At 37.1% G+C, this 19,479-nt stretch carries 21 protein-coding genes and 1 tRNA gene; 1 reads left to right on the top strand and 21 read right to left on the bottom strand.

Features of this window, described 5'->3' with window-relative positions; translation table 11 throughout:
• Window positions 1-3 precede the first annotated feature (3 nt).
• From HMPREF3182_RS04530 to nth, 21 genes are all read right to left on the bottom strand, one after another.
• Window positions 4-315 carry a L7Ae/L30e/S12e/Gadd45 family ribosomal protein gene (locus tag HMPREF3182_RS04530; protein WP_062485705.1) on the bottom strand — a complete coding sequence of 104 codons (312 nt, stop codon included), beginning with the start codon at window positions 313-315 and terminating at the stop codon, window positions 4-6.
• Complete coding sequence (gene rnpM, locus HMPREF3182_RS04525) at window positions 315-575, bottom strand: RNase P modulator RnpM (RefSeq protein WP_062485703.1); 261 nt, start codon at window positions 573-575, stop codon at window positions 315-317. The genes HMPREF3182_RS04530 and rnpM overlap by 1 nt, the downstream gene beginning before the upstream one ends.
• Window positions 576-584: 9 nt before the next feature.
• The gene (nusA, locus tag HMPREF3182_RS04520) at window positions 585-1,712 is read right to left on the bottom strand and encodes a transcription termination factor NusA (protein ID WP_007391932.1); all 1,128 of its coding nucleotides are present in this window, start codon (window positions 1,710-1,712) and stop codon (window positions 585-587) included.
• A 14-nt stretch (window positions 1,713-1,726) separates the two neighbouring features.
• Window positions 1,727-2,185 (bottom strand): ribosome maturation factor RimP, encoded by a 459-nt coding sequence (locus HMPREF3182_RS04515; RefSeq protein ID WP_007391906.1) that lies wholly within the window; start codon window positions 2,183-2,185, stop codon window positions 1,727-1,729.
• An 83-nt stretch (window positions 2,186-2,268) separates the two neighbouring features.
• On the bottom strand, window positions 2,269-2,982 hold the full coding sequence (locus HMPREF3182_RS04510) for a hypothetical protein (RefSeq protein ID WP_156439312.1): 714 nt from the start codon (window positions 2,980-2,982) through the stop codon (window positions 2,269-2,271).
• 9 nt (window positions 2,983-2,991) lie between these two features.
• Window positions 2,992-3,076: transfer RNA gene (locus HMPREF3182_RS04505), tRNA-Leu, on the bottom strand.
• 9 nt (window positions 3,077-3,085) lie between these two features.
• On the bottom strand, window positions 3,086-3,667 hold the full coding sequence (locus HMPREF3182_RS04500) for a lytic transglycosylase domain-containing protein (RefSeq protein ID WP_007391915.1): 582 nt from the start codon (window positions 3,665-3,667) through the stop codon (window positions 3,086-3,088).
• A gap of 27 nt (window positions 3,668-3,694) precedes the next feature.
• Window positions 3,695-4,297, bottom strand: coding sequence for a dephospho-CoA kinase (coaE, locus tag HMPREF3182_RS04495; protein WP_062485702.1), 603 nt, complete (start codon window positions 4,295-4,297; stop codon window positions 3,695-3,697).
• 4 nt (window positions 4,298-4,301) lie between these two features.
• Window positions 4,302-5,135 carry a DNA-formamidopyrimidine glycosylase gene (mutM, locus tag HMPREF3182_RS04490; RefSeq protein WP_062485700.1) on the bottom strand — a complete coding sequence of 278 codons (834 nt, stop codon included), beginning with the start codon at window positions 5,133-5,135 and terminating at the stop codon, window positions 4,302-4,304.
• 10 nt (window positions 5,136-5,145) lie between these two features.
• Window positions 5,146-7,716: a DNA polymerase I gene (gene polA / locus HMPREF3182_RS04485; RefSeq protein ID WP_062485699.1), complete on the bottom strand. Its 2,571-nt coding sequence runs from the start codon at window positions 7,714-7,716 to the stop codon at window positions 5,146-5,148.
• Window positions 7,717-7,736: 20 nt separating this feature from the next.
• Window positions 7,737-8,120, bottom strand: a complete 384-nt coding sequence (locus tag HMPREF3182_RS04480) for a hypothetical protein (protein WP_062485697.1) — start codon at window positions 8,118-8,120, stop codon at window positions 7,737-7,739.
• A gap of 167 nt (window positions 8,121-8,287) precedes the next feature.
• A complete protein-coding gene (gene sufU / locus HMPREF3182_RS04475) occupies window positions 8,288-8,719 on the bottom strand; it encodes a Fe-S cluster assembly sulfur transfer protein SufU (protein WP_007391917.1) in 432 nt (143 codons plus the stop codon).
• A gap of 14 nt (window positions 8,720-8,733) precedes the next feature.
• Window positions 8,734-9,954: an aminotransferase class V-fold PLP-dependent enzyme gene (locus HMPREF3182_RS04470; RefSeq protein WP_062485695.1), complete on the bottom strand. Its 1,221-nt coding sequence runs from the start codon at window positions 9,952-9,954 to the stop codon at window positions 8,734-8,736.
• A gap of 1 nt (window position 9,955) precedes the next feature.
• The gene (locus tag HMPREF3182_RS04465; protein WP_062485693.1) at window positions 9,956-11,044 is read right to left on the bottom strand and encodes a SufB/SufD family protein; all 1,089 of its coding nucleotides are present in this window, start codon (window positions 11,042-11,044) and stop codon (window positions 9,956-9,958) included.
• Window positions 11,045-11,059: 15 nt separating this feature from the next.
• Window positions 11,060-12,430: a Fe-S cluster assembly protein SufB gene (sufB, locus tag HMPREF3182_RS04460; RefSeq protein ID WP_407942955.1), complete on the bottom strand. Its 1,371-nt coding sequence runs from the start codon at window positions 12,428-12,430 to the stop codon at window positions 11,060-11,062.
• 76 nt (window positions 12,431-12,506) lie between these two features.
• The gene (sufC, locus tag HMPREF3182_RS04455; RefSeq protein WP_007391923.1) at window positions 12,507-13,253 is read right to left on the bottom strand and encodes a Fe-S cluster assembly ATPase SufC; all 747 of its coding nucleotides are present in this window, start codon (window positions 13,251-13,253) and stop codon (window positions 12,507-12,509) included.
• Between the two features lie 218 nt (window positions 13,254-13,471).
• Window positions 13,472-13,678, bottom strand: a complete 207-nt coding sequence (locus HMPREF3182_RS04450) for a hypothetical protein (RefSeq protein WP_007391894.1) — start codon at window positions 13,676-13,678, stop codon at window positions 13,472-13,474.
• Window positions 13,675-15,075 carry a thioether cross-link-forming SCIFF peptide maturase gene (gene scfB, locus HMPREF3182_RS04445; protein WP_062485691.1) on the bottom strand — a complete coding sequence of 467 codons (1,401 nt, stop codon included), beginning with the start codon at window positions 15,073-15,075 and terminating at the stop codon, window positions 13,675-13,677. The genes HMPREF3182_RS04450 and scfB overlap by 4 nt, the downstream gene beginning before the upstream one ends.
• A 61-nt stretch (window positions 15,076-15,136) precedes the next feature.
• Complete coding sequence (gene scfA, locus HMPREF3182_RS04440; protein WP_007391939.1) at window positions 15,137-15,277, bottom strand: six-cysteine ranthipeptide SCIFF; 141 nt, start codon at window positions 15,275-15,277, stop codon at window positions 15,137-15,139.
• A gap of 61 nt (window positions 15,278-15,338) precedes the next feature.
• A complete protein-coding gene (locus tag HMPREF3182_RS04435) occupies window positions 15,339-15,734 on the bottom strand; it encodes a hypothetical protein (RefSeq protein ID WP_007391889.1) in 396 nt (131 codons plus the stop codon).
• Between the two features lie 121 nt (window positions 15,735-15,855).
• A complete protein-coding gene (gene nth / locus HMPREF3182_RS04430; protein WP_062485689.1) occupies window positions 15,856-16,485 on the bottom strand; it encodes an endonuclease III in 630 nt (209 codons plus the stop codon).
• 221 nt (window positions 16,486-16,706) lie between these two features.
• Between nth and clpB the strand changes: the two genes are divergently transcribed.
• Window positions 16,707-19,301, top strand: coding sequence for an ATP-dependent chaperone ClpB (gene clpB, locus HMPREF3182_RS04425; RefSeq protein WP_062485687.1), 2,595 nt, complete (start codon window positions 16,707-16,709; stop codon window positions 19,299-19,301).
• The last annotated feature ends 178 nt before the right edge of the window (window positions 19,302-19,479 follow it).

The raw sequence follows: 19,479 nt of genomic DNA, 5'->3' as shown, positions 1-19,479 counted from the left end.
CCTTTATTTCATTTCTTTCAACACCTTCAAAATCGCTGCCGCAAAACCTTCATCAAGAAGTGCCACAACAATATGTTCTTTTTTCCCTACAGCACTACCTAGTTCCATCTTTGTATACATATCAATCACTGGTACATGCTGTTGTTCACAAATATAACGATACTTATCTTGTTTATCCCTGTTTCCATCAGCTGCAATAAATACTAATCTTGGTCTTTGATTTTGTAAACTCTGTAAAACTGGTTTATCCCCACTAATAATTTTACGAGCTCGACAAGCTAATCCCAATAAATTTAAAATCCGATTCTGCAACATCACACTAAATCCTGTAATAAACGCTCATAAATTTCATCGGATACGTTAGCCTTCAATGAACGCTCTAAACGATGTTCTTTACGAGCTTTTACCAAACATTGCGCATCATGACAAAGATATACCCCTCTACCTGCTTTACGTCCTGTCGAATCTACCATTACTTCCCCTTCTGCCGTTCGTACAATCCGAATCATATCTTTTTTTAACTTTTGTTCTTGGCATCCTGCACAAACACGTACAGGCATTTTTTTTTGTTTCATCCGTACCTCCTATTCTACTTCAGAAACCTCCGAAAGATTAGCTATTTCATGTAAAATATCCGAACATTCCGACTGTTCTAATTCTACTGTTTTCGTTTCCTCACCTTGTGCTTGACTTTCACTTTTTATATCTATCTTCCAATTTGTAAGTTTTGCTGCTAATCTTGCATTCTGCCCGGCCTTACCAATAGCCAGTGATAATTGAAAATCTGGTACGATAACATTTGCCATCTTATTTTCTTCATCCACTGTAACTGAAAACACCTGTGCTGGCGAAAGAGCATTTGCAATATATACAGCTGAATCTTCATCCCACTTTACGATATCTATTTTTTCATTCTGTAATTCCGTCACGATATTTTGCACACGCACGCCTTTAGGTCCTACACAAGCCCCCACAGAATCTACCTTATCATCCCGTGAAAAAACAGCAATTTTGGATCGTTTTCCTGGTTCTCGTGCTACTGATTTTAACTCTACTACACCTTCATATATTTCTGGAACTTCTAATTCAAACAAACGTTTTAACAATCCTGGATGGGTGCGAGAAATTAAAATTTGTGCTCCCTTCGTCGTTTTTCGTACTTCTACAACATAACACTTAATACGACGCCCAATATAATAAGTTTCGCTCGGTATTTGTTCCGTTGGTGGTAATATGGCTTCCGCTTTACCCAAATCAACATATACATTTTTATTTTCAATACGCTGTACTAAGCCTGTAACAACATCATCAGTCCGATTATAAAATTCATCATACACCATACTACGTTCTGCCTCACGCAACCGTTGAATCATTACTTGCTTAGCCGCCTGTGCAGCAATGCGGCCAAAATTATTAGGTGTAACATCCACATGAATCATATCCCCAATTTCATATGACGAATGAATCTGCTGTGCGTCCTCTAAAGAAATCTCTTCATTCATATTTGTTACCGTTTCCACCACATTTTTCGCCGCAACAATACGATAATCACCTGTTTCTCGATTGAATTCCACATCTGCAATCGGATTTGCCTCAGGTTCTTTTTTATATGCTGTAAGCAATACCGCTTCTAACGAGTCATAAATAACATCAGGTGCCACTCCTTTTTCTTTTGCTAAAAACGCAATGGCATTAAGTAATTCCTTATTCACGTGTCCAACCTCCATTAAAAATCAATATGTAAACGAACTTGTGCAATCTGTTTCATTTCCAATATACATTCTTCTTCATCTATTAAAATATACAGCTTATCTTCTTTTTTTTGCATCAATTTTCCCACTAGGGCTTTTGTCCCTGAAAGAGGTGCAAACAGATGAATATCCACCATACGACCAGCATAGCGAATAAAATCTTTTTCTTTTTTCAAAATTCGATCTAATCCTGGTGATGATACTTCTAACAAATAAGAATCACCAATGGGATCATCTTGATCAAGAAGTTTGCTTAATTGTTCACTTATGCTTCGACAATCTTCTAAGTCAACGCCGCCTTCTTTATCAATAAACACGCGTAAATACCAGTCTTTTTCCCGAACATACTCCACATCAACTAACTCTAACGCAGTGTTTGTTAACATGGCTTCAACTTTGTCTGCCACATATTGTTCAATTGTTTCTCTTTTCATAATACCCCACCTTATAAAAAATACAGATGTAAAAGATAAGAGTGGGAAGCCCCACTCTACAATAACCATAAGCCTGTTGCCTATCACATGTTCTGTTCATCTCGTGTCATTTGTTCTGCCTGAACTGCCTGTTCCAGTTCATCTAATACACCTATCAATCGTGATTGCACTGCCCGTTGTACATCTTGTATAGTAGAACTATCAAAATCATGTACTAAATTAGGGAAATTGTATACTCGTTGTTCTGCAAAAAAATCATCGCGCAACAAATTATACATCAATGATAAGCCACTTCTTGTTATTACATCATAATAAGACAATATCATATAAGATCCATTAATGATTTGCACTGCATTTGTAGGACTTATATCTCGCCGAAATGACTTATATTGAGTGGGTAAAAACGACTCCCAATTTACTTGGGTAATCCCCTTTTCACGTACGATCGACATCACGTTTTTTTCTCGATGCACATAATGTCCATCAATTACAGAAACTAACCGAGATGCAACCATTTGCTGAAAATATTCCCATTTATCTGTAATAAATTCAATAAGAGAAAATTCTAGCATCCCAATATTTACACGAACAGAAAATTCATGCGAAGATAAATTAAAACTGGCTTTCACAAACCAACCATTATCACGATTTAAGTAACGAAACAAACAAAATTCTTTTTCTACACCCTGTTCACTCACCACATCGAACACTTCTAACAATTGAAAAGCTCCCACGGAGAGTGGGAGAACAGAAGTGATATTCCACTGTTTGAATGTTTCAATCAATGTCTTATCCATAATTCACACTGGTGCGGTTGGTGGGATTTGAACCCACACGATCGTTGATCACTGCCGCCTGAAGACAGCGCGTCTGCCGTTCCGCCACAACCGCGTAAAAGAACTAAAAATCATATAAAAGCTTGTACTGCTGTTCATTCAGCAATACTATTTTAACATATTCACGTGTTTCTGCAAAGGGTATCTTATCAATTTCTGAAAAATCTGTGGTCCAACCATAGTTTTGAATCCATAAATCGACATATCCTCTCCCCGCATTATAAGCAGCCAATGCCAACACCTTGTTACCCTTATAGACCCGCATAAGGTATGATAAATACCATGTACCCATGCGAATATTTATTCGAGCATCCCCTAATTGGGCTGGATGAAAAGATCGTACACCCATTTTTTTAGCTATCCATTCCCCTGTATCCGGCATAATCTGCATCAGTCCTTGTGCCCCTCGATGAGATGCCGCTTCTTTATCAAACTTACTTTCCACTAAAATAACCGATGCTACCAATGCTGGTTCTACTCCTTCTTGTGCAGCATAATGACGAACCAAATATTCGTACTGCAAAGGGTATACAAATTGACGCATAACCACATTTTTCCATGAATAAAAATAGGTCGCACATATACAAATCGCCATAATAGCGACTATCAATTTTAGACGAAAATGTGTTGCCTTTTTTTTTCTCAAACTAACCTCCTAAACAACGAATCACAACTACACTATTTCCCGTTGCAACCGTACCCATTGCTGTTTTATCTGTTTTTTCGTATCTTCTAAACTTCCTTGATTATCAATAATCACAGAAGCCAACTTTATTTTTTTATCCATCGTCCACTGCGAATGAATACGCGCTTCTGCCTCTTTTTGCTCATAGCCATTACGCAGCATAAGACGATGCAATTGGATATCGCGTGGGACATAAACAACCCAAACTTCATCTACCTGCGTTTGATAATTCACTTCAAATAATAAGGGCATGTCCAAAAAAACAAGTTTACAATTCAACCTTGCCAATTCTTGCATTTTTGCTTGTAAAGACGAAAAAATCAACGGAAATAAAATACGTTCCAACCGTTCTTTATTAACTTCATTTCCAAAAACCAGTTTTCCTAACCTATCTCGATTCAACGACTTATCTTCCCGTAACACATGCTCGCCAAAGGCATTGACTACTTGTTGTAATCCCACCGTTCCGGGAGCCACTACTTCTCTTGCCAAAATATCACAATCAACTACACATGCCCCTTCCTGTCGTAGCATATCTACAACCGTACTTTTACCTGAGGCAATGCCTCCCGTTAAACCAATTTTATACATAGTATTATCTTCCCTTTCGCCTTTGACATAAAGGACAAAAATGTGTCCCCCGTCCTCCCAGTTTTATATACTGTATCGTATGACCACACCGTGGACAGGGACTGCCCTCTTTCCCATAAACTTGCAAAAAATGCTGATGGGATCCCTCTTTACCTATTCCATTTACATAATCCCGAATCGTCGTTCCCCCATGGGAAATTCCCTGAGTTAACACCTGATTTATTGCTTCATGTAGGACTTTACAAGCATGTAACGAAAGAACATTAGCCTTTTCATCAGGACGAATTTTAGCTAAGAATAGTGCTTCATCAACATATATATTACCTAATCCTGCTACTACTTTTTGATCAAGTAGCACTGCCTTAATCGTACTTTTTCTTTTTTGCACCAACCAATATAAATAAGTGGCTGTAAACTTAGGACTATTTCCGTCCGGTCCCAACGAATCATATCCATCAATACCAGTCATCCCCGTTATTGGTACCAACCAAAAGCCACCAAATGTACGTACATCATGATACACCAAAAACCCTTTATTTAGTCGAAAATAAATATGTATATGATCCGTCATTGCAGGTAACCTATCCATATATAACAGCCTACCTGTCATGCGTAAATGAATCATCACATGTACTGAACCAGAAAGAAGCAGCGTTAAATATTTTCCCCGTCGACGAATACCCAAAATCGTGCAACCTTGTGTTTTCTGCTGAAACGTTAAAACAGATACATTCTTTACTAAGCGTGGTAAACCGACAGTTACCCGTTCTATGTTTTTCCCGACTATATATGATTCTAGAGCAGTACGAATTGTTTCGACTTCTGGTAACTCCGGCATATATACCCTCCTATTTTGCTTCTTCCCAATTACTTCCATAATGAAGATCTACTACCAATGGCACGGATAATGATACAATCCCTTCCATCGTAGTTTTTAACAGATGTTGTACTATATCTAATTCTTCTTTAGGTACTTCTAAAACTAATTCATCATGGACTTGTACTAACAATTGACTGCGTAACTGTGCTTTTTCTAATTCCACTTGCACCGCATTCATAGCCAGTTTAATAATATCAGCTGCACTTCCCTGAATGGGTGTATTCATAGCCATCCGTTCTGCCATCGAACGGCGAGCAAAATTTTTACTATGAATATCGCCTAAACTACGCAATCGACCAAACATCGTTCGTGTAATACCTGTTGTTCGTGCATCTTCAATAAGTTTTTCCATATACACTTGAATCGTACTATATCTCGCAAAATAAGATTCAATATATACTTTAGCTTGTTGAATTGAAATACCAATATTGCGCGATAAACCAAAATCGCTAATCCCATAGATAATACCAAAATTAACTGCCTTAGCATGTGCCCGCTCTTCTGCCGTAACTTTTTCCATCGGAATGCCAAACACTTCCGATGCCGTCCGACGATGAATATCTTGATTTTTTTTAAAGCCATCAATCATCGTAGGATCTTGCGATAGATGAGCCAATATGCGCAATTCAATTTGCGAATAATCCCCCGAAACAATATAGTCAAATCCCTTGCCAGGAACAAACAAAGAGCGAATTTTTTTCCCTTGTTCTGTACGAATAGGAATATTTTGTAAATTCGGATCAGAACTACTTAATCTCCCCGTCGCCGTTACCATTTGATTAAACGAAGTATATACCCGTCCTGTCTGCTCAAATACCAATGGTTTTAATCCTTCTAAATAAGTCGAAATTAATTTTTTCAAGGTACGAAAACGAATAATTTTATCGATAATAGGATGCTTATACAATAATGCTTCTAGCACCTCAATATTCGTTGAATAGCCCGTCTTCGTTTTTTTCATTACGGGTAATCGCAAAACTTCAAAAAGAATATGGCCTAATTGTTTAGGTGAATTAATATTAAAGCTTTCTCCCGCCACATCATAAATAGTATTTTCTAACTGTTCTGCCTGGCGCACTAGTTCTTTTTTCATGACCTCTAAACGAGTCATATTCACAGTAAAACCATTGCTTTCCATAATTCCCAACGTATACAACAATGGTTTTTCTATGTTGTCATACAGATTCATTAACCCCGCCGTCTGTAAAGCCTCTTTTTCTTGCTCCCACACAGCGGAAATCCCCCATGTGTCATATAATAGATCTCGTTTTTCTCGACGTAACGCATCCACATCAAACCGCTCTGCTAAATAAGCAATATCATATGAAGAACGAGTCGGATCTAATAAGTATGCTGCTAAGACAACATCTCCTACGGGAATTCTTTGTGCATTAATCATATGCATCGCCTTATATAGCAATTTCCCATCTAAGGTAATAATTTGCTTTGCTGTACCAAATTCCTTAATAAATGAACTGATCTTTGTGTTAGGTACAATCATTCCCTTATTCTCTATGACAATTACCATCTTATCTATACATGGAACTGGCTTTTCATCATTACACTGTATACCTACTGCTACTACTTTTCCCGCCATATCTGTTGGCAAAAATTGAACTTCTTCGATACTCTCCATAAAAATCTGTTTTTCACTTTTACCTAAATTAGAAAAACAATCAAACCCAGCAAACCGATATAATAAACTTTGTAATCCTAATTGTCTAAATAATGTGCCTGCTTCCCCTTCATTTGGTTTTGGCACAAACATATCTAATGTGTAAGATATCGGTACATCACAATGAATAGTAGCTAACTTTTTAGAAAGCCGAGCCATCTCTTCATTACTTTTTAGTTTTTCTTTTAATTTATTACCAGTCACATTGTCTACATTTGCATAAATACCATCAATACTGCCAAATTCATCAATTAATTTTCGTGCTGTTTTTTCTCCCACACCTGGTACCCCTGGAATATTATCAGCCGTATCCCCCATTAACGATTTCATATCCACTACCTGTTCAGGTGTATATCCATATTCTTTAACCATAACATCTGGGGTTACCGCTAGCATAGTAGTAATCCCTTTTTTAGTTAAATAAACTGTAATCTGATCATTAACTAATTGTAAGGCATCCCGATCACCTGTCACAATGGCAATATCCAAATTATGCTCTACTGAATGAGTTGCAATTGTTCCTAAAATATCATCACCTTCATACCCATCCATCTCTACAACTGCAATTCCTAAACTAGCTAATACTTCTCTTATCAAAGCAAATTGAGGTCGTAATTCATCTGGGGCCGGTTTTCTCGTTGCCTTATATCCATCATACATATCATTACGAAACGTATGCTTATCTTTATCAAATGCTACAGCAACATAATTAGGCTGTAATTCTTCATATAATTTAAGGAGCATGTTTAAAAATCCATATACAGCATTCGTATAATTGCCGCGACTATCTGTTAACATAGGAATTGCATAAAACGCTCTATATAACAGACTACTCCCATCAATGATAACTAATTTTTCTTTCATCGCCTACGCCTCAATTCTCTTTATCGAAATAATGCTTTGACAAGAGTATATACAATATATACTCCTAATAATACCAACAATACAGGAATTAATTGCACGATCAAACCAATAACACCAATAATAATAGCTGCCATGCAAAAAACAAGAAATCCCAAGGCAAGTTTTACACGCCAAGAGGCATTTTTAATACCGAATTTAATATATCCATGAGATGCTTTTTTTTCCGGATGTATCTTTTGGGTTTCTTCATAAATCGTCCCGTCTTCATTAATCGTTTGCCCCGAAAAATTTATTCGTTCAGAGTCAGACATCACACGTGCTCCTTGTGCTTCTTTATGGTGTTCACATTGTTCACATAATCCATCCGTATATACGGCATCATTATCACAATTGCGGCATTTCATCCATCATTCCTCCTCTACCTATGAAGCTATTATTTTATTATAACACACTTATGCCCCCCTACCTATAACTATATAATTCCACAACAATATAAAAAATCTACATAAAAAGAGATGTGAAAAAACAAACTTTCACATCTCTTTACATGCTCACAATACACATTCAGCTGTTATTTTTTATTTAATGCAGCTTGCAAAGTATGCCATGCCAATACAGCACATTTTACTCGTGCTGGCATATTCGATATGTTCTTTAAAGCAATAGCATCTTCTAATTCTTCTAATACATCCTCATCGGTCACTTCACGCTTAATCATATCTAAAAACAACTTCACTAGTTGTAACGCCTCTGACACAGACTTTCCCTTAATAAGATCGATCATAATATCTGCTGAGGCCTGGCTAATCGCACAACCTTGACCCGTATATGCAGCATCTTTAATTATATCTCCATCAAATTTTAATTGTAATGTAATATCATCACCACAACTTGGATTATGCCCATGTTCATGAATATCCGCTTCTGCAAGAGAACGTTTATTTTCTAGACATTGATTATGTTCTAAAATGATATCCGAATACAATTCATTCATATTTTCCATGGCTGTAAAACTCCTTACTCTTTATATCCCATTTGTTTTCTAACTAAAGGCAACTTGTCCAAAAAGTAATCGATCTCTTCAGGTGTATTATAAATATAAAAACTTGCTCTATTAGACGCTTCGATGCCCAAATGAGCCCCTAAAGGTTGTGCACAATGATGCCCCGATCGAATCGCAATTCCAAAACTATCAAGAATCGTTGCCGCATCGTGTGGATGTACCCCTTCTATGGTAAAAGAAATAACACCATTTTTTTCCTTCGGATCAAGCGAACCAATAATATGAATATGGGGAATTTTTTTCATTCCTTCCAAACACCGCGTGGTTAATTCTTGTTCGTGTGCTTCAATTTCATCCATACCCAATGCTTCTAAATATTCTATGGCTGCTTTTAAAGCAACCGCACCTTCTACATTTTGCGATCCCGCTTCAAATTTATATGGCAATACATTATATGTCGTATGTTGTTCTTGCACATATTCAATCATGTCGCCGCCTAACAAAAACGGCTCCATATCTTCTAAGAGTGCTTTTTTACCATATACCACTCCTGTACCAGCCGATCCACACATCTTATGCCCTGAAAAAACATAAAAATCACAATCAAGATCTTGTACATCTGTCTTTATATGTGGTGTCGATTGTGCTCCATCAACAATAGCAATTGCACCTACTGCATGTGCTTTTGCTACAATTTCTTTTACTGGACGTTTCATACCATAAACATTACTAATAGCAGCAAAAGAAACTATCTTAGTATGCTGATCTATTTTAGCTAAATCTTCTGGTGTAAAATGACCTTCTTTATCTAAATACATATATACTAATTCAGCACCTGTTTTTTGACATACCCGTTGCCACGTAACCAAATTAGAATGATGTTCTGAAATAGGTAAAACAATCGTATCACCTTTTTTTAGATGAGTTTCACCATAGCTTCTCGCAATTAAATTTAACCCTTCTGTTGTATTCCGCACAAAAATAATTTCATCAACCGATGGAGCATGTATAAAACGCCGCACCGCTAACCGTGCTTGGTCATACAACTCACCTGCTTCAACGGAAAGAATATGCGCACCTCGATGAGGATTGCCATTATGATACTCTAACAAATCAACAATGGCATCAATAACCTTCCGAGGTTTTTGTGTCGTCGCAGCATTATCAAAATATACTAACGGATGTCCATTATGAACTTTTTTTAAAATCGGGAAGTCATCACGTACATTACGCATATTATTCACCTTTCTCATAACAAATTTTCATCTTATCCCGCACGGCTTGTAATGCCTTTTCTTCCATATCAGCATCACCTAATTTATCAATGATGGGACGAACATTAGATTCCACTAAAATTAATTGAGCACCGGCTTCATCAAAACCACGACTCATCAAATAAAACAACATGTCCTTATCCACTTGTCCAGCACTAGATGCGTGATTCCCTACAACATCATCTTCCTTACATAACAGCAACGGAATAGAAACAGAATGCACAGTCGGACTCAATAGTAAGCAACTGTCTGATTCTGAACCAAACGCTTTTTTGCATCCACGTAAGAAATCAATGGTTCCGCGGAAAGACTTTTTTGCCGTTTCCATTAAAGCACCTGTATTAATAATATCGGTCTTTGTTTTTTCTCCCTTCATCGGAACTTCACAAGAAAAATCAAAAACTTGTGCCCCTGCACCGATATATGTGCTATAAAAATTATACTCACCTTCGGCTTTAGATAAATCACCTTTATAATAAATTAACACTTCTTTGCCACCTAATTCAGCACCTACAAACTCTACACATGCCGATTCATGAATACGTGTTAACCGATGATCAATATGCCGAACATGATCGCCATGTAATTGCAACTTACTTACTCGTACCCGTGCACCCGCTGCCGCTTGTACATATTGAAATAAATTCACTTCTCCCTCTGGTGCATCACCATCAAAAGTAATAAATACCTTTACATCACTATCAGCTGCGGCCTTGATATATAATTGACCAATAATTTGTGGTGCTTCTTTCGTAACGGTATAGTGTAACCATACTGCGCCTTGGCCTGCAACGGGAACAGTAATCTGGCAACCCGTATTATGTTGATGTAAAGCCAAATCTCTTACCCGGGGATTAGCTCCTTCAAAATCATGAAATTCGGGAATTCTATCATCCATATAAAATTCAACTTGCACATCTCCCTCATGCCGTTCTAACGCGTCAACATGTTTCGTCGCCAACGGGGTCAACTGAGGTAGTTCCAAATAATTTACCTTCATCCAACGAAAAGTTGGCCGTGGGAGTTGGTTATATTGTTCTTTTACTGTCATGTCTATCCTCCTCCCTTACATAGAACCTTTTAACTCTAAATTAATCAAATTGTTCATTTCTACAGCATATTCTAACGGCAATGCCTTCGATACAGGTTCCACAAAACCACGTACAAGCATAGCCCGTGCATCATCTTCACTCAAACCACGACTCATCAAGTAAAAAATAGCTTCATCGGAAATACGCCCAATTTTAGCTTCATGTCCCAAATCAATATTATCTGTATCTACGACAATAGCAGGAATCGTATCAGATTGCGATTCTTCATCTAACATCAAAGATTCGCAACTGACTGTTGCCTTCGATCCTTCGGCATTCTTTTTAACAATAACACTACCTCGATAAATACATGCTCCACCATCTTTAGAAATAGATTTAGAATTTATATTACTTGTTGTACGCGGTGCATTATGAATAACCTTTGAGCCTGTATCCAAAAATTGACCTTTTCCAGCAAAAGTAACCCCTGTAAATTCACAATGAGCACCTTCACCATTCAAAATACTCATCGGATATAAACAAGATGTATGCGACCCGAAAGAACCGGTAACCCAATTAATCGTGCCATTTTTCCCTACAATAGCACGTTTCGTGTTTAAATTGTACATATTCTTGGACCAGTTTTCAATGGTCGAATACGTCAAGGTCGCATCATCGCCGATAAACAATTCCACACAGCCGGCATGCAAATTGGCAACGTTATATTTCGGGGCACTGCAGCCTTCAATAAAATGTACTTTCGCACCCTTTTCCACAATAATCAGCGTATGTTCAAATTGACCCGCTCCCGGAGCATTGAGGCGAAAATAACTTTGCAACGGAATTTCCACATCTACCCCTTCCGGCACATACACATAAGAACCGCCTGACCATACAGCCCCATGCAAAGCGGCAAATTTGTGATCCGTTGGCGGCACAAGTTTCATAAAATGGCGCCGCACACTGTCTTCATACTGCTTTAACGCCGTATCAAAATCGGTATAAATAACCCCTTGCTTAACTAAATCTTCTTGAATACTGTGGTACACGACTTCCGAATCATACTGTGCACCTACACCGGCTAAAGACGTTTTTTCTGCTTCAGGAATACCCAGACGATCAAAAGTATCTTTAATATCTTCTGGCACATCATTCCAATTCGCCTTCATATTAGCATCTGGTCGCACATATGTAACTATATTATCCATATCAAGTTCACTAATATCAGGTCCCCAATTAGGATAATCAATTTTATAAAAAAGCTCTAATGATTTAAGCCGAAAATTCAACATCCATTCGGGTTCATCTTTTTTTCGAGAAATTTCACGAACAATATCCGGTGTAAGACCGGCATCTGTTTTATAAGAATATTTAAAATCTTTGCGGAAATTATACATATTCCCCATATCAGATAAGGATTGCAGTTTTTCACGTTCCGCTTCCAATTCCAATTGCTTATCGTCAGCCATCGTTTTCTGCCTCCTATTTTACTTGTGCTTTATATGCATCATACCCATTTTTTTCGATTTCTTTAATAAGTGATGCATCACCAGTTTTAACAATACGTCCATCAATAAGAATATGAACAAAATCAGGTTGTAATTTTTGCAATATTTCACTGTGATGGGTAATAACCATAATCGAATTGTTTTTGTCATGATATTGTTCTACCGTTTGTGATACGATACGTACAGCATCAACATCCAAACCAGAATCAATTTCATCGAGCATTGTCAATTTCGGTTCTAACATACACATTTGTAAAATTTCTGTTTTTTTACGTTCACCACCAGAAAATCCGTCATTAATATATCGTTTTGCATAAGAACGATCCATATGTAATGAATCCATTTGCTTATGTAACTTTTTACGAAATGGCATAATTCGTTGCGTTTCGCCCGTAATGGTTCCTTTCGCATTACGAATAAAATTTTCTACGGAAATACCCTGCACGGCAATAGGTGATTGAAAAGCCATGAAAATGCCTGCTTTCGCACGTTCATTAACCGGTTCATCCGTAATATCTTTCCCTTCAAAAAAAATACGACCTGCCGTCACTTCATATGTGGGATTTCCCATAACGGCATTAAATAAGGTCGACTTACCTGCGCCATTAGATCCCATAATCACGTGAATTTCTCCAGTTCGAATAGTTAAATCTAATCCCTTTAGGATTTCTTTGCCTTCAATAGCAATTTTTAACCCTTCCACTCTTAATAACTCACTCATATCTATTCACTCCTACATCTGTATTCAATTTATCAAAACAATCTATACCTTTTAACTACACTTAGCGTACTCCATGTTGGTCATAAAGTCAACCAAATTACTAGCATTTATTTTTATTTTTTTCATTTTCTTTATCTCTGATAATCCTCTTCATTATCACAAAAAAGCGGCATTCGCATGATAATATTTCTCAATTTTAAAGCGAATGCCGACTATTTCTACTTTTTTAACTTCTCCGTAGAGCTAACTATTTCTTTTTTTCTCAATTTTCGATAAGAAGAACGCCCTTTCCATTCTTCCATACCGAATAATAACATAGCAAGGACCAACAATAACACGGTAAAACTACGTATTCCTTCTACATATAAAGAATAGACTAAATAAAAAATAACAACCGCCCATAATACGCGTACTAGCTTTTTCATACGGTCTTCCTTTCTTTTTCTTGTTGTTTTAACGCTAATATAGCTTGAATATACATAGCACACTCAATACGTTTTTTCTGTATCTTACAACTCAATTCAAACGGTGTTTGTATGGTCCCACCATATTTAATATTATTTGCATGACAACCACCACTACAAAAGAACTTGGCCCAGCAAGCACAGCAGCGATCCTTATTCAATACATGCATATCTCTAAAAATAGGTGGCAATACCTCATCCGTAATACCATCATAAACATTCCCCAATACATATTCATCTTGTCCTACAAATTGATGACACGGGTATATATTTCCATCGGGAGTAACACACATATATTCATGTCCAGCACCACATCCTCGCAACCGTTTAGCGATGCATGGTCCTCGATATAAATCCATAATAAAATGATAGTAAATAATCGGATGTCCACTAAAATATCGCTCCAAATAAAAATCAGCTAATCGATCATATTCTTCAAAAATACGTGGCAAGTCCTCTTCCGTAATAGCATAAGTGGCTTCATCACCTACTACGGGTTCCATCGATAATCCATCAAATCCCAAATCAGCCATGTGGGCAACATCCTTAGTAAAATCTAAATTATATTTTGTAAATGTTCCACGCACATAATATTCTTCACCATTCCGATGTTGTACCGCATATTTTAACCGTTCTGCACAAACATCATAAGAACCACCGCCACCTGCACAGGGACGCATCCTATCATGAACTTCTCGTCTACCATCTAAACTTAAAATAAGACTAATATGATTATCCGTTAAAAACTTAACCTTATCTGGCGTTAACAGCATACCATTTGTCGTTAATGACAATTTAAATACCTTATCATGCCTTTTTTCTTGTTCTCGAACATACTCAATCGTCTGTTTGACAACATCAAAATTCATTAATGGCTCGCCACCAAAAAAGTCAATTTCACAATGCTGCCTTTTGCCCTCCGTACTTTGAATTAACAAATCTACGGCACGTTTTGCCACATCAAAACTCATCAATTCTCGCTTATGCGTATCATAATCTCCCTGTGAAGCGAAACAATATTGGCATCGCAAATTACAATCATGAGCAATATTTAAACACAACGATTTAACAATCGGTTTTTCTTTTGCAACGACCTCAAATGATTCACACATAGGTGCAAATAACAATTGCTCTTTTATCAATTCATCTAGCTCTTCTAATGTTTCAGTTAATTCTTTTTTTGTATACCGTAAAGCAAACGTATCATATACTTGTGCCTTGTTCGTTCCATCGTAGACATCTAATACATCGTATGTAATTTTATCTATAACATTGATAATACCACTATTCACGTCTAATAACATATACGTGCCTTTATGATAATATTTATGAATCATCGGTTTTATCTTACTCGCCATTGTTCCTCCTAAAAAAGAATACCCTTTACCGCAAGGTAAAGGGCGTCCCTTCAATAAACACTTATTTATTGCAAACCTGATTGCCTACGGTACAAGACGTTTTGCAAGCAGACTGGCATGATGTTTGACATTCACTACAGCCCGCATGCTGCGTGGTCTTTTGAATAGATTCCGTGTTAATCGTGATAATATGTTTTGCCATCGTTTTATTCACCTCACTGTCAATACTTTTTTATTTTACCATACCTATTTAAAATCTACAACTATAATAACTGCACCCCTTCTAATACATAGTTTCTACCCACATGAATAACAATCGATCGTTCTCTAAACAAAGATCTCCCATCAAAAAACACGTCAAATCCTTTTTCATACGTTGAATGTACAGAAGTAATGCTTTCAAAACACCGCATAACATCAGCAGAAGAAACTTCCCCTTCTTCCTCAGCTCGCCATTTTTTATTTTTAAAAGCAGCAATACGAGAAGCTTTTTTGGCAAACTCATGGCTATGTGTAACAATCCAATGCCAAATCATTTCCCCATACTGTTGTGCTTTTATCTTCTCTTCTTTGCCTAATCCTTCAAGAACAAATAACACTGGGTGTCCGTTCCATAAAAGTTCATCTACATAGGTTCCCTTCATATAGTTCAACTCCATCGGACGACCAACCTCCCCATTGCATATTTTAAGTATGTTACTTTTTTATCGTATGTTATCGTTTCTTATTTGTCAATGAATATATGTAAAAAAAATATATCAAATCACTTCGCCTTTTTCCTTATGCTTTTCCATATGGACAGAGATCTTCTTGAAAACATTGGTTGCACAGTGGTTTTCTCGCTTTACAAATCTTTCGGCCATGCCATATTAGCCAATGATGAGCACGACTCCACCACATCTTAGGAATTGCTTTTTTCAATCCACGTTCTACTTCTAAAGGTGTTTTTCCTACGGCCAGCTGCAACCGATTAGCTACTCGAAATACATGTGTATCAACAGCAATAGCCGGCACATTAAATAACACACTAACTAATACATTCGCTGTTTTTCTGCCGACACCAGGTAATTTTACTAATTCATCAAAAGTACAGGGCACTTCACCATGATATTGTTCACATAAGATAGCACACGTAGCCAAAATATTTTTAGCTTTACTTCGATATAGTCCGCAAGTATGTATTTTTTCTTCTAATCCCATAAGCCCTAACGATAATATTTTTTCTGGTCCACTATACATAGGAAATAAACCCGCCGTAACAATATTGACACGTTCATCTGTACATTGGGCCGATAAAACAACCGCCACCAATAATTCAAACGGCGTATTATAATGTAATGCCGGTTTTAAAATACCATATTGCTGTTGAAATCTTTCTAACATTTCTAATTTTATTTTCTTTGTTACCATATCTCTTCCTCTTTATACATAAACACGATATAATCTTACTATTTTTATTATACACGCTCTCTCCTATTTTGTCTTTTTTTTATATTTTCACCGTTTTTTTGACTTTTTGACTTTTTTGTTTTTTTTCTATTGACTTTTCGACTTTTGCGATTATAATAAAAAATGTAATAAGAATTCAACAATGATATATATCCAATATATTGGATAAGGAGGTCATATATATGGATAATGAAAAATATACACAAAAAGCCTTAACAGCATTACAAAATGCTCAACAAAATGCGGCGTTACGTTATCATCAAGAAATAACGTCAGCCCATTTATTATTATCCCTCATTACCACCCCAGAAGGTATATTAACTAGCATATATCAAGATTGTCATACGGATCTTCCCATGCTACAAGCTCGCCTTGAAAAATACTTAAACGCAATACCTGCCGTTCAAGGACAAAGCCGCCTCTCCATGGCAACCGAAATGATAAGAGTTTTAGGTCGTGCCAAACAACTCGCCGATTCGCTTAAAGATGATTATATAAGTACGGAACATCTTTTAGCGGGGATTGTTCAGGACGGTGATGAAGAAATCAAATCCATTTGTCGTACCTTTGGTTTAACCAAAGATAGTGTACTAACCTCATTAAAACAACATCGCAAAGGAAGAATTGGCAGCGATAATCCAGAAGACAGTTATAACGCCTTACAAAAATACGGTACCAATTTAACCGAAGCGGCACAAAAAAACAAATTAGATCCCGTAATCGGAAGAGACGATGAAATTCGCCGTACCATTGAAATTTTATCCCGTCGCACCAAAAATAACCCTGTATTAATCGGAGAACCTGGTGTAGGCAAGACGGCTATCGCCGAAGGTCTTGCTCGGCGTATTGTCAGTGGTGATGTACCAGAATCATTAAAAAACAAAACCCTATATTCACTAGATATGGGTTCCTTGATTGCCGGAGCAAAATACCGGGGCGAATTTGAAGAACGCCTAAAATCTGTACTAAATGAAATCGCACAATCGGATGGACAAATTTTATTATTCATTGATGAAATACATACAGTAGTTGGGGCTGGTGCCTCAGAAGGCTCTATGGATGCTGGCAATATTTTAAAACCGATGTTAGCCCGAGGCGAACTTCGTTGTATCGGGGCAACAACCTTAAACGAATATCAAAAATATATTGAAAAAGATGCTGCCTTAGAACGGCGTTTTCAACCCGTTATGGTAAATCAGCCTAATGTTGAAGATACAATCACTATCTTACGGGGATTGAAAGATCGCTATGAAGTTCATCATGGTGTACGTATTCGTGACAACGCTTTAGTTGCTGCAGCCGTACTCTCAGACCGTTATATTTCAGATCGGTTTCTTCCCGATAAGGCCATCGATTTGGTCGATGAAGCAGCCGCTAAATTACGTACAGAAATTGAATCTATGCCAGCTCCGTTAGATGAGTTACGTCACAAAGTAATGCAACTAGAAATCGAAGAACAATCATTGAACAAAGAAACCGATGACGCATCAAAAGAACGACTATCTAAAATCCAAAAGAAAAAAGTAGAATTACAGGAAGAAGAAAAATCGTTAAATGAAAAATGGGATACAGAAAAACAAGCAATTTTACGTACCCAAGCGATAAAAAAAGAAATTGATGCCGTAAAAGGAGAAATGACAAAGGCCGAACGAGAATATAATTTAGAAAAGGCATCGGAATTAAAATATGGGAAATTACCAGAACTAGAAAAAAAATTGAAGGAACAAGAAACCTATCTCTCTAATCACCAAGATGCCCAATTACTAAAAGAAGAAGTAAGTGAAGAAGATATTGCACAAGTCGTAAGTCGTTGGACCGGTATTCCTGTTGCCAAAATGCTAACGGGAGAACGAGAAAAATTACTACACCTTGAAGAAACATTACACCAACGATTAATTGGACAAGATGAAGCAGTACAAATTGTAAGTGATGCAATCTTGCGTGCTCGGGCAGGTATAAAAGATCCGCAACGCCCCATTGGCTCCTTTATTTTTTTAGGACCTACGGGTGTCGGCAAAACAGAATTAGCTAAAGCCTTGGCAGAAGTACTCTTTAATGATGAACGCAATATTGTTCGCATTGATATGTCCGAATATATGGAAAAGCACACCGTATCTCGGCTTATTGGAGCACCTCCCGGATATGTCGGCTATGATGAAGGCGGCCAACTTACGGAGGCCGTAAGGCGTCATCCCTACAGCGTAATTTTATTAGATGAAATTGAAAAAGCTCATCCTGACATTTTTAATGTTCTTTTACAAATATTGGATGACGGTCGTTTAACCGATGGTAAAGGTCGCATGGTAAACTTTAAAAATACCATTATAATTATGACTAGTAACTTAGGTTCTCATGAAATCTTAAATGCAAAAGATAATCAAACAGCCGAAGCATCTGTACACCAGTTATTAAAACAATATTTTCGTCCAGAATTTTTAAATCGCGTAGACGATTGTATTATATTCAAAGGACTCCAAAAAGAACAAGTATTACATATTGCAGACATGTTGTTACGCCGTCTTAGCCAACGCCTTGAAAAACAAATTAATATCCGGTTACAATGTTCTGATGCAGCCTTAAAACAATTGGCTGAACAAGGATTTGATCCACAATTTGGTGCTAGACCTTTACGCCGTGTAATTGCTCGTACGATAGAAACTGCCCTGAGTCGAGATATTATCGCGGGTACTATAAAAGAAGGTAATACTGTTCGCATTGATTATACTAATTCAGCATTTACCTTCACTCCCCTAACACCTGAAGGACCCCAAAATTAAAGAGTTATGCTGTAAAAGCAAAAGAGTTGTGATATATAATCACAACTCTTTTTTTATCTACATATGAATTTTTTATCTTTATTCATGCATATTATTTCTTATTTGTATTTCTTTTTTATCTCTTCATTTCTGTATTTTAAGCGAATTTATTCTATCCTACTACGTAAAATATATGCTT

This window comes from Megasphaera hutchinsoni (assembly GCF_001553405.1).
Lineage (GTDB): Bacteria > Bacillota > Negativicutes > Veillonellales > Megasphaeraceae > Megasphaera > Megasphaera hutchinsoni.
Note: the sequence above shows the minus strand (reverse complement) of the source record. Positions and strands in the feature narration are given on the sequence as shown.

What these genes read in the sequence shown, in the direction of transcription:
- HMPREF3182_RS04465 (WP_062485693.1), bottom strand. Translation starts at nt 11,044, where the DNA reads ATGACAGTAAAAGAACAATATAACCAACTCCCACGGCCAACTTTTCGT.
- HMPREF3182_RS04470 (WP_062485695.1), bottom strand. Translation starts at nt 9,954, where the DNA reads ATGCGTAATGTACGTGATGACTTCCCGATTTTAAAAAAAGTTCATAAT.
- sufB (WP_407942955.1), bottom strand. Translation starts at nt 12,430, where the DNA reads ATGGGGAATATGTATAATTTCCGCAAAGATTTTAAATATTCTTATAAA.
- coaE (WP_062485702.1), bottom strand. Translation starts at nt 4,297, where the DNA reads ATGTATAAAATTGGTTTAACGGGAGGCATTGCCTCAGGTAAAAGTACG.
- polA (WP_062485699.1), bottom strand. Translation starts at nt 7,716, where the DNA reads ATGAAAGAAAAATTAGTTATCATTGATGGGAGTAGTCTGTTATATAGA.
- scfA (WP_007391939.1), bottom strand. Translation starts at nt 15,277, where the DNA reads ATGGCAAAACATATTATCACGATTAACACGGAATCTATTCAAAAGACC.
- HMPREF3182_RS04515 (WP_007391906.1), bottom strand. Translation starts at nt 2,185, where the DNA reads ATGAAAAGAGAAACAATTGAACAATATGTGGCAGACAAAGTTGAAGCC.
- HMPREF3182_RS04450 (WP_007391894.1), bottom strand. Translation starts at nt 13,678, where the DNA reads ATGAAAAAGCTAGTACGCGTATTATGGGCGGTTGTTATTTTTTATTTA.
- rnpM (WP_062485703.1), bottom strand. Translation starts at nt 575, where the DNA reads ATGAAACAAAAAAAAATGCCTGTACGTGTTTGTGCAGGATGCCAAGAA.
- nth (WP_062485689.1), bottom strand. Translation starts at nt 16,485, where the DNA reads ATGGTAACAAAGAAAATAAAATTAGAAATGTTAGAAAGATTTCAACAG.
- sufC (WP_007391923.1), bottom strand. Translation starts at nt 13,253, where the DNA reads ATGAGTGAGTTATTAAGAGTGGAAGGGTTAAAAATTGCTATTGAAGGC.
- sufU (WP_007391917.1), bottom strand. Translation starts at nt 8,719, where the DNA reads ATGGAAAATATGAATGAATTGTATTCGGATATCATTTTAGAACATAAT.
- HMPREF3182_RS04480 (WP_062485697.1), bottom strand. Translation starts at nt 8,120, where the DNA reads ATGAAATGCCGCAATTGTGATAATGATGCCGTATATACGGATGGATTA.
- clpB (WP_062485687.1), top strand. Translation starts at nt 16,707, where the DNA reads ATGGATAATGAAAAATATACACAAAAAGCCTTAACAGCATTACAAAAT.
- scfB (WP_062485691.1), bottom strand. Translation starts at nt 15,075, where the DNA reads ATGGCGAGTAAGATAAAACCGATGATTCATAAATATTATCATAAAGGC.
- mutM (WP_062485700.1), bottom strand. Translation starts at nt 5,135, where the DNA reads ATGCCGGAGTTACCAGAAGTCGAAACAATTCGTACTGCTCTAGAATCA.
- HMPREF3182_RS04435 (WP_007391889.1), bottom strand. Translation starts at nt 15,734, where the DNA reads ATGGAGTTGAACTATATGAAGGGAACCTATGTAGATGAACTTTTATGG.
- HMPREF3182_RS04530 (WP_062485705.1), bottom strand. Translation starts at nt 315, where the DNA reads ATGTTGCAGAATCGGATTTTAAATTTATTGGGATTAGCTTGTCGAGCT.
- HMPREF3182_RS04510 (WP_156439312.1), bottom strand. Translation starts at nt 2,982, where the DNA reads ATGGATAAGACATTGATTGAAACATTCAAACAGTGGAATATCACTTCT.